At 46.7% G+C, this 14,636-nt stretch carries 12 protein-coding genes; 2 read left to right on the top strand and 10 right to left on the bottom strand.

Features of this window, described 5'->3' with window-relative positions:
- Positions 1 to 125 precede the first annotated feature (125 nt).
- The 6 genes from COW20_14155 to COW20_14130 all read right to left on the bottom strand — a co-directional run bounded on the left by COW20_14155 (position 126) and on the right by COW20_14130 (position 7,350).
- The gene (locus COW20_14155; protein PIW46899.1) at positions 126 to 1,724 is read right to left on the bottom strand and encodes a hypothetical protein; all 1,599 of its coding nucleotides are present in this window, start codon (positions 1,722 to 1,724) and stop codon (positions 126 to 128) included.
- Positions 1,725 to 1,730: 6 nt separating this feature from the next.
- Positions 1,731 to 2,375 carry a hypothetical protein gene (locus COW20_14150; GenBank protein ID PIW46898.1) on the bottom strand — a complete coding sequence of 215 codons (645 nt, stop codon included), beginning with the start codon at positions 2,373 to 2,375 and terminating at the stop codon, positions 1,731 to 1,733.
- Between the two features lie 185 nt (positions 2,376 to 2,560).
- Complete coding sequence (locus COW20_14145; GenBank protein PIW46897.1) at positions 2,561 to 3,709, bottom strand: hypothetical protein; 1,149 nt, start codon at positions 3,707 to 3,709, stop codon at positions 2,561 to 2,563.
- A 94-nt stretch (positions 3,710 to 3,803) separates the two neighbouring features.
- Positions 3,804 to 4,712, bottom strand: coding sequence for an esterase (locus COW20_14140; protein PIW46896.1), 909 nt, complete (start codon positions 4,710 to 4,712; stop codon positions 3,804 to 3,806).
- A complete protein-coding gene (locus COW20_14135) occupies positions 4,709 to 6,211 on the bottom strand; it encodes a hypothetical protein (GenBank protein ID PIW46895.1) in 1,503 nt (500 codons plus the stop codon). The genes COW20_14140 and COW20_14135 overlap by 4 nt, the downstream gene beginning before the upstream one ends.
- Positions 6,208 to 7,350, bottom strand: a complete 1,143-nt coding sequence (locus COW20_14130; GenBank protein PIW46894.1) for a hypothetical protein — start codon at positions 7,348 to 7,350, stop codon at positions 6,208 to 6,210. The genes COW20_14135 and COW20_14130 overlap by 4 nt, the downstream gene beginning before the upstream one ends.
- Positions 7,351 to 7,614: 264 nt before the next feature.
- On the opposite strand from COW20_14130, the gene COW20_14125 reads away from it, so the two are divergent.
- Both COW20_14125 and COW20_14120 read left to right on the top strand, forming a co-directional pair.
- The gene (locus COW20_14125) at positions 7,615 to 9,426 is read left to right on the top strand and encodes an excinuclease ABC subunit C (protein PIW46893.1); all 1,812 of its coding nucleotides are present in this window, start codon (positions 7,615 to 7,617) and stop codon (positions 9,424 to 9,426) included.
- Between the two features lie 508 nt (positions 9,427 to 9,934).
- Positions 9,935 to 10,726 carry a hypothetical protein gene (locus tag COW20_14120; GenBank protein ID PIW46930.1) on the top strand — a complete coding sequence of 264 codons (792 nt, stop codon included), beginning with the start codon at positions 9,935 to 9,937 and terminating at the stop codon, positions 10,724 to 10,726.
- Between the two features lie 4 nt (positions 10,727 to 10,730).
- Here the strand turns inward: COW20_14120 and COW20_14115 are convergent, their stop codons facing one another.
- The 4 genes from COW20_14115 to COW20_14100 form a co-directional block, all read right to left on the bottom strand.
- Positions 10,731 to 11,219 carry a glutathione peroxidase gene (locus COW20_14115; protein ID PIW46892.1) on the bottom strand — a complete coding sequence of 163 codons (489 nt, stop codon included), beginning with the start codon at positions 11,217 to 11,219 and terminating at the stop codon, positions 10,731 to 10,733.
- Between the two features lie 64 nt (positions 11,220 to 11,283).
- The gene (locus tag COW20_14110; protein PIW46891.1) at positions 11,284 to 12,081 is read right to left on the bottom strand and encodes a phosphoesterase; all 798 of its coding nucleotides are present in this window, start codon (positions 12,079 to 12,081) and stop codon (positions 11,284 to 11,286) included.
- Positions 12,081 to 13,046: a hypothetical protein gene (locus COW20_14105; protein PIW46890.1), complete on the bottom strand. Its 966-nt coding sequence runs from the start codon at positions 13,044 to 13,046 to the stop codon at positions 12,081 to 12,083. The genes COW20_14110 and COW20_14105 overlap by 1 nt, the downstream gene beginning before the upstream one ends.
- A gap of 440 nt (positions 13,047 to 13,486) precedes the next feature.
- Complete coding sequence (locus tag COW20_14100; protein ID PIW46889.1) at positions 13,487 to 14,269, bottom strand: hypothetical protein; 783 nt, start codon at positions 14,267 to 14,269, stop codon at positions 13,487 to 13,489.
- Positions 14,270 to 14,636: the final 367 nt, after the last annotated feature.

Below are 14,636 nucleotides of genomic sequence, written 5' to 3'. Positions count from 1 at the left end.
AATTGGGCAAAAATTATTACATTAGATCATATATTAATAAAAGGAATTGCTATTTTATAACGAAATAAATACACCTTTCCTACCAAATGATCTTATTACATCATTTAGGAAACAGTGATTTAAACTTAAGCTTGAACTTTTATATTTTTGTTACTAAAAAGAGACTTTAGTACAAAATCATTTTGGATTTCCTGCTCTGTGCGCTGTGACAAACCCGTCACCAAACTCGCTTTGCGCAGCGCATCCCAGGCTTGTTCTTTGGCTTTTGGCAATTGGGCATCAAAACGCAGGGCCAAAATCCCCCAAACAATCGCTTGTGACATCATGGTGACCCAATAGGTGCCCGAAAGATCGTCCACCCCCTGAATCAGACTCAATTCAGAAAGTACGGTTTCTGGGTCTGAACAGACCCAGGCCTTGGCCATCAAGCGAAAGGATTGCAAACGCAGCAGACGAGGAGGATTCAAACCCAAAGTAAAAGCATTGGGTTCGGATAAGACCTGATCATAATAAAAAGCGGCTTTCCCCATCCATTCATTGGCCTGCTCCATGATATGGGGTAGATGCTCTTGATGCGTCAGCATCAAAGAGGCAATATCATGGTATAAATTCGCCAATTCTTTCAGAAAAAAATAGCGATCTTCTTCCAACGATAAAGACTGGGCACAGCGTTCGAGCTTGTTTCTGGATTTTTCAAAGAGCTGCAAGCCCTGCTGAAGAGAATTGGGAGAGCGAAAGGTTTTAATGATTTGACGGGCAATAATTCCTGTATAGACAGCCACTGCACAATTAATTTCTGAGGAGTGCAAATCTCCCTTGTGGCTGAGAATCGCTTTAAAGGGTTGAAAATTATAATTGCCTTCCTGGCTTTGCAATAAATAGCGAATGCCCTGGCAAGTCGCCATCATACGCAAAAGCGTTTTACGCAAGAGCGGATTTGAACGGCATAAAAAATTATTATAAAGCAGACGATCTGAGATCTCCCAAGTATAAGAGACAAAATCCTCAACCCTTTGAAAACAAGCGGAAGAGATTTCGTCGGCTCCCATCAGCAAGTTTTCAACATAGGTTCTGAGAATATGAATACCCTCATTCATCTGGTTGATAATTTCACTGAGGATATCCAGAGACTGAATATGCGTTAAGGGAACTTCATAGCCCTCAGACGTTCGGTACTGCTGTAATTCAGACCCTTTTTTCCCTGTCAGGGCAGTGACCTGACGCCCTTCACCATAGGGAATCCGAATCACAGGGGCACCCTTGTCAAAATCCATGACCAGGGGTTCGATTTTGCTTAAAAGCTGATCGAGACGATCGATATAGATTTGCAGCTGATTTTGCCGGTGCTCCAATTGTTCCAGCCCCACCCATTCCAATTCAGCTGAAAGCTGAGAAAGAATTTCTTCTGAAGTTTTCAAAACCGGCGCTCGGTATCCCAATAAATAACACAGTTGTTCGAGCGTTTCTGCTTCAGAAATTTGGGACTGGTTTTGTAGAAATATACGAACCAGCGGCGCCAACACATCTTCTGGTGGACGGTGTAAGTTATTATCGGCCGTTCCAAACCAATTGGCAAAGGTCGATTTTTTAATTTCAAAACCAGCCTCGACCAGACGCTCCATGACATATTTATGTTTCAGGCCACTTTGCTCTAAAAGATTTCGCAAAACCAATTTGGCTTTGCGAATCTTAATTACTTGCTCTGTTTTCAGAACAGGTCTCATGGAAGCTTATTCTTCCTGATAATTTGGATCCTGGTGCTCGAGGTATTCCTCTGCCGCAGTCTCCAAATCTTCATGTGCATGACGCTCGCCAGGCGTAATCACAGCACGCACCGTGGGATTGGTTGCAGGAGGTTGGTTGGCACTGTCTTGAGCAGAGAGTTCACCTTGCGAAATCTGAACCTTCTCTTGCTCATTTGCGACAAGCAACCAGGCGGCCCCTGTAAAATGCAATTTCGCTCCAGCATCTGCAGACAGAAAAGTGTGGTTACGATATGTCCCTTTAAAAACCTCTGCCTGTCCAGCCAGAGGTGCAGTCACCAAGATCGCGGGATAAACAACTTCCGATTCGGTTTGAGCATTTTCAGGCACAAAATGGCTTCCCTCACTGCCAGCCAAAAGCAAAACAGAAAAACCTGTCTCATTTTGATAAAGCGAACGATGTCCATTTTTTAAATCCTGTAAGAGCTCAGCTTCCAGAATTTTTAAAAAATCTGGAACAGCAGGATTTTGCTCGGTTAAAAAATCAGATCTTTGCTTAAAAACCCCCTGAAAGGCTTCTATTTTTTCAGATTGCAAAACAGGCTCAGAACAAGCTGAGTAGGAACATAGACAGATTAAAATCGCAGCACTTTTACATAATTTTTTCAGCATAACAGACCCCAAAAATAGGCTACATAAGCTACCTATAATTAAACCACATGGGAGAAAGCGAAAGCTTTTTAGACTTGAACTTTTATTATTGATTCTTATCAATCAAATCTAATACAAAAAACCGCAGGGGAGTTCAGATAACTCCCCTGCGGTTTTAAACTCAAACCCTTATCTACAAACGTGTTTCAAGCCCCTTGAAAGGCAATGATTTGGCTAACCCCTCGACCCGCTTCGCGGCGGTTGGTCATGGCCCGTTGCAACTCGTCAGCAGTGCGGATCTGATTGGGGCCGCGGGCAGGATCATCCACAATAAACGTACCATCAGGGTTCACTCCTTTGATCACCGTATAGTGTCCTGCTGTGCCACCAAACCCCCCGGTTAACAGAATCACCTTTTCGCCACGATCCAAGCGCTCTTTGATCTGGGCCAAGGCCTGGCGACCGTTGCTGGAGAGCGAATGGGTACTCACCGTCACTTGCTTACCTTGGGCAGCAGCCTGTTTAATCACGGCTGAAGCAACCTGATCCGTACTCAAGGCAAAGGCTCCACTTTCGTTTCCAGAGGTAGATAAACGCCCGCCTACACTGCGGCGGATATCGTGCAAAGAAGGGGCTGAAAGCCCAAATTGTTTCATAATCATAGAAGCTGAAGCGGGGCCACAATTGGCCTGTGATTCACGTGCATAGACAGCGGGGTTGCCACTTAAACGACCCGCCCGAGCCGCCTGACGTTCTTCCCATTGCGAAGTATAGGTATTGCTGCTGCCTGGAGCCTGGGGAGGAGCCCCTACGGTTTGAGGCCCACTGACCCCTGCCGGGCCTTGGGGAGCATTGGGATCGCTCGCTCCCGGAGTTCCCGTTTGTGGCATTTGAAAACCATTGGGATCAAAACAGGATTGTCCATAGCCTGAATTATCAATGCGACAATCTGCTTCCTGATAACTGTCGTCGGGTTCGCCGGATGAAAAAAGATTGCGAAAGAACTCGCCAATCGAGCCAAACAAAGACTTATCCGCAACAGGATTGGCTGCATCTTTAAATTGACCAAAGAGTTCCTGTACCAACTGAGAATCTTTCAGCTCACCCGCCATCTTTTCGAGATTGGCCATTTCACTTTTTTCAAGCGTTCCATTGCTAAAGAAACCAATATTGGTCAAATTTTTCATTTTGTCAGCCATTTTCAGGAAAGCGGTTTTTTCAGAATCTGGTACATCCAAATTCTGAACCATCTGCTTCAATTGCTTGTACTCATCTCGAGAGATTTTTCCATCTGACGTGATTTGTTGCAACTGATTGACGAAGGTTGGATTCAGCGGATTTTGGCCAACTTGCATAGGATTCTCCTCAAGAAATGAACTCTGTTTTGTTTTTATACCCCAAAACAAAGCTTTTTTTCGTACTGAAAGGTTAGTTCAGTTTAAGCTTTATTTATATCTTTGTTTTTTTGAGGGTGGGCCGTCTGGGATAAAAAAACAAAAGCATCTCTCCTACACGCCGGGCCCAGGCCGCCTCATTGTGCTGAGCGCCATAATCCAACCAGAAACGCAAATCCTGATCGCAGGTATAGCCCTGATGCTCCAAACGTGCCACCAGGCGGGTAGTCCAGGTAATCGTCTCTTCAGGCGAAGCGCCTTCCTCGGTGCCCATATCAACCCAAATTTTTAAACCTGTATCTAAAGCTTGGACTTCCTCTAAAATCTGGTAATGGTTCCACCACAACGAGGGAGAAAGCATCCCAATCCGCGAATAGACATGCCGGTAGTAAATGCCCAAATAAAAAGAAATCAATCCCCCCAATGAAGAGCCTGCAACGCCGGTATACTCAGGTTCAGGTCGGGTACGGTAAACATGGTCTATAAAAGGTTTCAGTTCTTCTGTTAAAAAACGCGCATATTTTCGCCCGTCCCCCCCTCTTGTTACGCCATCGGCCTGAAGCATAGGGGTCCAGGTATATTCAAATTCGCGATCGGGTGAATTATAAATCCCCACCACAATAATTTCTTCAAGTTGCTTGGCCTTCACCAAGCGTTCAACATGCTCATCAACCTGCCATTCAATCCCGGCAAAAGAAGTGGCTGTATCAAAAATATTATTGCCATCATGCATATAAAGCACGGGATATCTACGTAAACGGGTACGTTTGTAACCCGGTGGAAGATACACAATAATATCGCGCGCATAGTTCAGATAGGCCGAAGGAAATTGACGGTGCAAACGAAAATCCCCACTCAAACTGTGTTTTTTCTGGGTGGGTTTCCAATCTTCAGCCTGGGGGTAAAGCGAAGCTGAGGGTGCCAAGAGCGCCTCAATCGCCGGAGGCAAAGACTCTTTTTTCATACCTCATGCACCGCAGCAGGCCCTTGCTTCTCGCCTTTGGGGCGGCCCAAATCATTCCGAATCTGGGTCATACGCACATGTTTATAGGCTGTAATTTCTTTCAGCGCTCTGACTTCACCATTTTTAGCCCGTGTCACAATTTTTTTCTGGTTTAAGGGCGATAAATCAGGTTGTGACTGGGCCTGAAATTCAGGCTGTTTGTGCTGAGAAGGCTGAATTTTATGCGCTTGAAAAACCGCAAAAATGGTTTGAATATCCTGCCATGTAGGAACCACATCCCAAGCAAGAGTCGCCTCTTCAGGCAGCAGATACTGAATTGGAAAAATCTGCAATTTTTGAAGTGCTTCATGCTCTTCTAAGAGCAGGGTGACTTTTTTTAAGGCCGAAATATCCCATGCGATTTTTCTCAATAACTCCCATTGCGCCAAAGCCCGTTCCTCAGCCCGAATGGATTTTTGAAAAATCGTCGCAGAGGCCATTTTTCGCTCTTTAAAAAGTGAAAGCTGTTGGTGAATCCGCTCGATTTCACTTAGATCTTCAACCAGCATTTTGCAAGTGGCGGTCCAACGTTCAGCCAAGGTGCGAATCACACTCTTATGATCTGTCTCATAAAAATGAGCCACTTGATGAATAAAAAGTTTGGCCAGATTTTCTTTTTGGCGGGCCACCTGTTCAGCACTTAATTGCGGAGGCGTTTCAAGCAATTTGGCATAAAGACGGTGCACCCGCTCTGCAAACATAAAGGTTTGTGAAATGGCCTCCATGACGGTTTCTGCAGGCAAGTCAATCCCAATTTGATGCAAAAGACGGATAATATAATCCACATCACTCTGTGCCATAAAATTTTCAGGGGTTGCAGCAAAAACCCCCGCAATCACAAACTCCATAATCAGTTCAGGGCTGTTAGAAATTCGCAAAAGCGAAAGAATTTCAGGCCGAAGCCATTCGGTCTGGGCACTTTCACCCGACTGTTCAGCCATCAAGGCATAGATCTTCTGCATCTGCCCAGAAAACAAAGCCATGTCGATCTGGGCTGTATTTTTGGGTTCGGGCTTTTCTTCCTCGACACGTTCAGCGCCAAAACGATTCAAAAGACCAGAGAGGCCTTCCAGTTTCATATCAAAGCTTTCATCCCGTGCTTCATCCAGCGTTTTACGTTTGGGGGGCGGCTTACTGCCCGGTTTGGCATAACCTACCCGAATCGATTCAGGATCAGAATAATCAAACTCTTCTTCTTCATCCTCTTCCCAGTCATCTTCCCAATCTTCCTGCACCACTTCTGTTTCAGGCTCAAGCGCCTGGGGCTCCTCAGCTTTTCCCAAAAGCTGATTGAGCAAACCTTTGGTTTCACCGAGAGCGGTATCATCCATAAATTGTTTTGCTTTTTCAAGAAACTGACTGCGAAGATTGTGCTGTTGACCCCGTGAAGGTTGTTTTTGAGAGGGCGCATGCTCCTCATCCGACATGGAAAAATAGTCGCCGCTTTTTTCTTTGCTCATCCCAGATCTCCCTTCAAGAGATTTTCGGCAAGGTTTTGCTCCACAGCAGGATCGGGGGCTGGGGAGTCAAGAAGTTCATCGGCAAAGTATTTGCGATAAAGATAACGTAAAATCGAACGCAGAATAGCCGCCACAGGCACCCCAAACAAAAGTCCTACCGCCCCAAAGAAATGCTCTCCAACAATAATTGCAAACACAATAATCGCAGGATGCAACTCTACCGTATGCCCCAAAATCTTGGGATTCAAAAGATTGGCTTCGATCAAATGAATGATAATAATCACACCAATCACAGCCAGGGCGGTCCACAGAGACTGAGTCAAGGCGATAATCACAGCGGGAACGGTGCTGATCACCGCACCAAAGACAGGAATCAGACTGAAGACCCCTGCCACCAAACCAATCGTCATGGCAAACTTAACCTTTAATAAAACGAGTCCCAAAGTGGTCAGAGAGCCATTGATCATGCAAATCACCAATTGCCCGCGAATCGTGCCGCTGAGATCCTTATCAATGGCATGTACCAGATCCAAAATGCCAGAACGATAACGAACCGGAATATTTTCCAATAAGCCACGCTTGATTTGGGGCAGGTCAATCAAAACAAAAGCAGTGACGATAAAAATAACCAGAAAGGTACTCAAAGCCGAGAATAAAAGCTTGACCAAAGTCTGCATATGCATGGCCAAGGATTCGAATTGACCCTCACTGGCTTTTAAAAGAGTCTCAAGCCCTTGATTGGCATAGGTTTGCACATCAAGATGCAACTGAAACCGGGTATTGAGATACTCCAATTGCTGAAGAAAGGTCGGCAAGGTCACAGCCCGCAAATGCTCAAACTGATTGGGCAAATCCCGCCCAATGCGCACCACCTCTTGGTATAAAGGCGGCAAAACAATCACGGCTAAAATACCAAAACCAATAAACACATAAATATAGGCCAGCAAGACACACAGACCACGCGAAACAGGTTTACCCAAAAATTTCTGACGCGATAGATAATCAACAAAAGGGGCCAATAAATAGACAAACAGACCACTGAAAATAAAGGGCAGTAAAATATCGCGAATCAGGTAAATTAAGCCCGCCAGGCCCAGAAAAAACCCAAGGGTCAGCCAACCCCTCAGCTTGGGATTCATACGCTTGTGAGTTTCATGATGCTCTGAGTCTCCACCGGTTTAAGTGCTGGGCCTGAATAATGCATCTGCTTAAAACAGGAATCAAAAAAGGTGAGCCCACCCCAGCCATCTGAAAATACTTTACCATAATTTGCCCCAACTTCGCTGAGAATGCCTGCTTGAATCGTTTCGCCATCGGGTTATAGCACCTCTCATTTGTGTCGCTTGAAAATATCCTGAAAAGTTCTGCTCTCAGACGCTCACCTCGCCTGTTAAACTGAGATAATGGATCTTCAGGAACAACTCAAACTCATTCCTTCTCAGCCAGGTGTTTATTTAATGCATGATCACGCGGGCCAAATTATTTATATTGGCAAAGCCCGTTCACTCACGCACCGGGTACGCAGTTATTTTCAAACAGGGCGGCCCTTGCACGGCCCCAAAATCGAAAAAATGGTGGAACAGGTCACGCGGATCGAAACCATTATCACCGATACTGAAGTCGAAGCTTTGGTTTTAGAAGAACAGCTGATTCGAAAATACCAACCCAAATACAATACCTTGCTCAAAAATAGCAAAGGGTTTCCCTATATCCGCATCAACTGGCAAGATGCTTACCCACGGGTAGAAATGGTCAGACAACGCCAGCACAAAGACAAATCGCTTTATTTTGGCCCCTACCCAAGTGCCAGTGCCATCAATGGTCTTTTGGCCGCCATTCGTGAAATTTTTCCCGTTGAAAAATGCAAAGATCCCCGCAAAGAAAAACAGGTATGTATCTATTTTCAAATCAAACGCTGTTTGGGGCATTGTCAAAAAAAAGTAAGTTCTGAAGCTTACAAAGACATGTTGCAGGACATACGCCTTTTTCTCGAAGGCAAATCTCAGGTTTTACGCGAAAAACTCGAAGCCCGCATGCGCAGCCATGCCGCCCAGATGCAATATGAGCAGGCCGCCCAGATGCGCGATATATTGGCAGCCCTGCAACGCTATATCGTGCCAACCCAAAACCAGAAAATTGTGGGGAAACCCGAATGGAATCTGGATCTGATTCATATGGCCCGCAACCCCCTGATGTGCCATTTGGCGGTTTTTCCAGTGCGCGAAGGCATTCTACAAACCCCCTTACCCCATACTTTCAGTATTCGCCAGGAAGATGAACCCTCTGAAATACTGACCCGTTTTCTCTATCAGTTTTATTCACGGGATATTGATATTCCCCCTGAAATCTTATTGCCCCAGGAATTAGAAGAACCCTCCTTAATGGAAAACTGGTTGCGTGAACGCCGTCAGGGAAAAGTGGGCCTGCATTGCCCCCAAAGAGGCGAAAAGAAAGCCCTGCTGGAGATGGTTGAAAAAAATGCCTTGGCCGGTCTCAAAAAAGCAGAATCTGATGCGCACTATGATTTGGCCCTGGAAGGCCTTGAGGAATTGCGGCAACTCTTGGAACTAAAACACCCACCCCATCTGATCGAAGGCTTTGATATTTCGCATTTCCAAGGCCAGGAAACCGTTGCTTCACTCGTGGCGCTTGAAAATGGAATGCAGGCCAAGGCGCTTTACCGCCGTTATAAAATTCGCAGCGCAGAAGGCATTCCCAATGATTTCGTCTCCATGGAAGAGGTGGTTTCACGGCGCTACCGTAAACTGGCTCAAGAAAACCAGGCCTTGCCCGATCTAATTCTGATCGACGGAGGCAAAGGTCAGGTCAGCGCTGCCATGCGCGCCTTTGACAAAGCAGGATTGAAACCCCCGGCCCTGGTAGGATTGGCAAAAAAAGAAGAACTGCTGATATTCCCGGATCGCCACGAACCTGTTCGCTTGCCGCGTCATTCCCCCGCCTTGAAACTTTTACAACAGTTAAGAGACGAGGCCCATCGCTTTGCCCTGACCTATCATCGCAGTCTGCGCAAGAAGCGTACCCTGCACTCTGAACTGGATCGCGTACCCGGTATTGGAGCGCATCGCCCGGTGCATTTATTGCAGGTCTTTGGCTCCCTCGATAAAATAAAAAAAGCTGAGCTTCAGGAATTGATGCTCAAAGGCGGTCTGCCACGCAAAGTGGCGCAAACTGTTTACCAATATTTCAGGAAATAATTTTCGCTTTATGTCACGTAAATCTCGTCAAAACAATAAAAAAATCGTTGTTTGGTTCATTATCACCGCCATGGTCTTCAGTGTCCTTTTGAGTCTGGTTGTATCCCTCGCCAGCTTTTTGTAAAATAAGCTTATGCGCTTCTCCAAACATCTTTCACGATCTGCGGCCCTCGTCTTGGCCTGTCTTGTCTTGTCTCTGTCTCTGCCCTCTCAAAGTGCGCCTTCCAAGCAAAAAGTGCGCACCAAAGTACAAGAGCTCAAAGACAACGAAACACGGATCAAGGCCCTCAAAAACAAGGTCAAACAGCTCGAACTCAAGGCCAAAGAATCCAAAGAAAATATTTCAGATATTCAGCAAGAGCTTGAAAGAACCAAGCTGGAACTCGACAAAGCCAACCGGCGCTATGAAGTGGCCCAAAAAGAGGTCGAAGAAATTACCCAACAATTGCTCAAATCCAAACAGGCCTGGGAAAACCGTCTCGATGGCGCCCAGGATCGCCTGCGTGAAATGTATAAACTGCGCCGCTATTCCCAGGTTAACCAATTGGTCGAGGCTCAAAATTTGACCTCTTTTATGCGGCGCCTGAATTATTTCAAATTTCTGGCGCTTCAGGACAAAAAAATGCTCGAAGAAATGCGCCTGGAAAAAGAAAAACTGGAACGCCTGCAATACCAGCAAATGATCAAACGCCAGGATTTGGGTATTAAAGCGCGAAAACAAGCCGAAGCCAAAGCCCAGCACGAGTACCAGAAGAAAAAAGAAGTGGCCCGACTTTTACAGGTTCAAAAAGACAAAGCCTATTACGAACGGGAAATGAAAGCCTTAGAAGCTGAATCGCGCAGAATTGCGGATTATCTGCGCGAACTCTATGCTTCACGCAGCAACCGCATGAGCACAGTGCCCCTCGGCTCAGGTCGCTTCTCGTCTCCTATTCTTGGCGGCACGATGACCTCTCCCTATGGTTGGCGTGTACACCCGATCTTTGGCACACGGCGTTTACACACAGGCATGGACTTTGGCGTAGGCGCAGGCACACCGATCCGCGCAGCGGATCACGGGGTTGTGCTCGATGCCTCCTGGATGGGAGGCTATGGCAAAGCCGTCATGATCGACCATGGGCAAGGCATCGTCACGCTTTATGCCCATACCTCAGCCTTCTATGTCAGACCGGGTCAAAAAGTGCGTAAGGGCCAAATCATCGCGGCCGTGGGCAGCACTGGCTACAGTACAGGGCCCCACCTGCATTTGGAAGTGCGTAAAAATGGTTCGCCGGTCGATCCCCTGCCCTGGTTCAGATAAACCCCTATTTCTTTAAAGCCCGTTTGATTTCAGACTCCATACTTTCAGGGGTATCGGTGGGTGCAAAACGTTTTAAAACTTTGCCTTCACGGTTGACCAGAAACTTGGTGAAATTCCACTTGATCGGCTTAGATCCCAAAAGACCCGGAGCTTCATCTTTTAAATAGGCATAGAGCGGATGGGTATCAGACCCATTGACCTCAATCTTAGAAAACATGGGAAAATCAACCTTAAAATTCAATTGACAAAAACTTTGAATTTCAGCTTCGCTGCCAGGTTCCTGCAAACCAAACTGGTTACAGGGAAACCCCAAAATTTCAAGTCCCTGCTCACGGTAGGACCTGTAAAGCTTTTCAAGCCCTTCATATTGTGGGGTTAAACCACATTTGCTGGCCGTATTGACAATCACCAGCACCTTGTTGCGATAGGGCTCCAAGGTGGTTGTTTCACCCGTAATCGTTTTGACTTCAAAATCATAGACCGATGCAGACATAGCGGATCTCCTTGCAGATGATACGTTTAAGATAACACGGCCCCCAAGCAGAGACCTAGTTTAATCAAAAAATATCAAACAAACCTGCCAGGGCCGGTGCCCCATACTCGGCCTTGCCCACCTGCACGCGCAGATTGGCTAAAATCTGAATATCACAGGGGTTGTGAGTATGCCCCGCCAGAACAGTCAACTGGGTTTGGGGAAACTGAGGCATCAGCTCCAAAAGCAAATCTCCGACTGCTTTGCAAATAAAATGGGGAGCCCAATTATCATCAGCAATCTCAGTGCCATAGAGACAAGCCTCGCGAAAAGGCGGGGGGTGCATGAGCAGATAAACCTGCTGATAATGCGCAAGAACCTCAGGCAATCGGGCCCGGAACCACGCCGCAGACTCAGCTCCCAAAGCCTGCAATTGCGCAAGCAACCCCGCTTGACCTGCCTGCGCCAATTCTTCAATCAAGCGATAGTCTTTGAGGCGAATCGTAGAGCGTGAAAAATCACCGTGCTGCCCATCTGACCAGCCGTCATGCCCAATCAGGCAAACTTTTGCCCCCAGCTCCACAGGCCCCGTATGCGGCAGCCAATGAAGCGCAGGGATTTGGAGATCGGCCAGGGTTTTACGTACAGAAGCAATGCTGCCATGATAATAATCATGGTTGCCCAAGACAAAATAAATCGGCATTTGAATCATCTCGGCCAGGGAGTGAAGATAGTCCACAAGATTCTGAGACTCAGCCAAATCCCCTGTCAGACAAAGCACCTGGGCTCCCGTGGCGCGAATCTGCGTTGCAAATTCTGCAATCACATTCGCGTCACAATGATCCAAATGGATATCTGTGGCCCAAGCCAGGGGCTTCTGCATTAAAAAACAGCCAATTCCTGATGATGTCCTGGAAAAGCCAAATCTTCAATCCGATAGGTGACGCCATCGGGATTAAAAATAACTCTGCTGATTCGGTTTTCCTGATTATGTGAAATATACAGTTGCTGCCCATCCTGAGAAAGTGCGACATAGCGGGGCAGGGCATGGGGCAGCGTAATCGGAGCCAAACGGTTGACCTGCTTGTCTTCCAGCTGATAGCGCTCAATTTTATCATTGATGCTGGCAAAGATATAACGCCCATTGCGTGAAATAATGCCACTGTAGAGATAATCTTCAGTGCCTTGCGCCTTGTAATTGAACGAATAGTTAAAGGAATAGGTCTGACGGTTGGCAAGGTTCACCATCGTGCGGGTCATAATGCCTGAACCAAAATGCAAAACCTGCAAATCCTGACTTTGATTGCCAAATTGCAGAACACCCGGTTGAAAATCGTAAACAACGGGTTGCCAGCCATAGGCTTTAAAATCATAGCTCATCAAGGTGGTACGGTGGTTCTGAACACCTACAGCATAGAGTTTGCCATTTTGAATCAGAAAGTCTTCGGTATTTAAACCAATCTGAGAGAACGACAGAAGTCGGCGTACCTGGCCCGTCTGAATGGTGACTTCGTAGATCGTCTGATCCTGGCTGCCTGCTGGAATGGCGTTGACATAGAGCTTTCCTTCGCTCTGAACCCCATCCATATTTTTTACACGCCCGGGGATCATGACCGAACGGACACCCTGTTGTTGCAGATCGAGAATTTTAACAATTGCACTGCCTTCACGGTTTTCAACGCTGCACAGATAACGATCTGTTTGATTTTTAGGCTGTGAGGCAGCTGCACGCTGAAGCTGGGCAGGTACAACCTGCACACTGGGCAAGGCATTACAGCCCATGAGAGCGGTTGTCACAAACAGTGAAGAAAGAAAGGAAACTGACAACCTTAAATTTAACTTTTTCATTACGATTAACCCAAACAAAGCTTTACTATTTCTTAATCTTATCATAATCATTTCAAAAAGAAAATATGCGATTGGCAATTTTTAACTATTTTTGCTTAAATTTTTAAACTCTTGTGCGAAATTCGAGCAAAGCAAGTCGTCACCTATCTCATACAGATCCTACAAAGCCAAAACCAAGTAAAGACAAGCCACAAGCATTCTAATCAGAAAAGAGAAATCCGAAGGCGGGCAGCAAGAGGGCGCTTGATTGATGGGCGATAGAAACGAATTTTAGCCTGTAAAACTCAAAAACAAGCAAGACGAGCCCAGTTTAAATGCAGCACAGTGAAGAGAAGAAGCGCTCAAAACTCAGAGCACGGAAAAAGCAAAAGCGTGAAAGGGATGAAAATCAGAAAGAAAAGCGTGAAATGCGTAAACCCTTGGAGCCAGCGAAAAATGAGCTATTCAAACATCCGGGTGACTTTGTTTTTCAACATGGTGAACAGACCTGAAGCTTTGAAACCCTTGTCTACCAACAAACTTCCCACCACGCCGCCAGCGACGCTGGCAATCGTAAGCGGCAAACTGCCTGCTCCGGCAATTGAAACCCCCAAAGTGGTCATGCCCGAAAAGACAGCGGCACCAGCCCCCGAGAGAAAGCCGCCCACCGTATCTGCAGCCACATTGCCCACAGCTTCTTTGGCTGTCTGGCGGCCGGAAATGGTTTCAAACGCGTTGGAAATCAAAGAAGTGCCGGCATTGATGGCACTCGAAATACCACCGGCCTTGAGTGAAATAATTCCTGTTTGCTTCAGGCCTCCCGCCAAGCCCTTAAAGGCCTGACCGAACTGCCCGCCCACAATTCCGTTCTTAACGGTTTGATAAGTAGACTGGGTAACCGTTGCAAATTCTGCGCCATAGGCATAACCCACATAGCCCCCTGAAAGGGTGCGTCCGACCAAACTGCCAATCGCAGAGAAACCACGGGGATTGTTGCTGAAAGAAGTGGTGTCTTGGTAGGCGTAGCCTCCGCCATCCTTAACGGCGGTAAGGTTGGCCACAATCTGATTATAGCGCTTCTGATCCTCTGGGCTGGGAACATAGCCAATTTCCATCTTTTTATCAAGCTTTTGTGCCCAATCGATATCTTCCCGCGTAACGACAGGTTTTGTCGGCGCGCTGACAGGCAGTTGGCCCAAAGCGGGAAGAGAGGGTGTTGTAGGAAGTGCTTGAAGGGTTATCATGGCTTTCTTCTTTGAAAATATTCCTAGTTAAGTTATAGAAGAAAAGGTTAAGAACTTGCTTGTTTCTGGTTAAGAAAACAGGCTCATTTCCAAGAAAATTGGTGTTCAAAAAAGAAAAAATGTCTGGAAATCTTGGGCAAGATTTCCAGACACAAGGGAGTAATGATGAGTTTTACAAAATAAACTTTAATTTTAGAAAGAATCAGTCATGGGTTTGGCGAGTTGGCCACCCAATACACCACCGACAGCCCCCAAGGCCACGGTTGCAATCGTTAAGGGCATGCCGGCCAGACCCAGGGAGCCCAGCGCCAGATTGCCCAAGCCACCGATCGTGACGGCACCCAAACCACCCACTGCACCGCCAATC

Source organism: bacterium (Candidatus Blackallbacteria) CG13_big_fil_rev_8_21_14_2_50_49_14 (genome assembly GCA_002783405.1).
Classification (GTDB): Bacteria; Cyanobacteriota; Sericytochromatia; order UBA7694; family UBA7694.
This window is presented reverse-complemented; position numbering and strand designations above follow the sequence as displayed.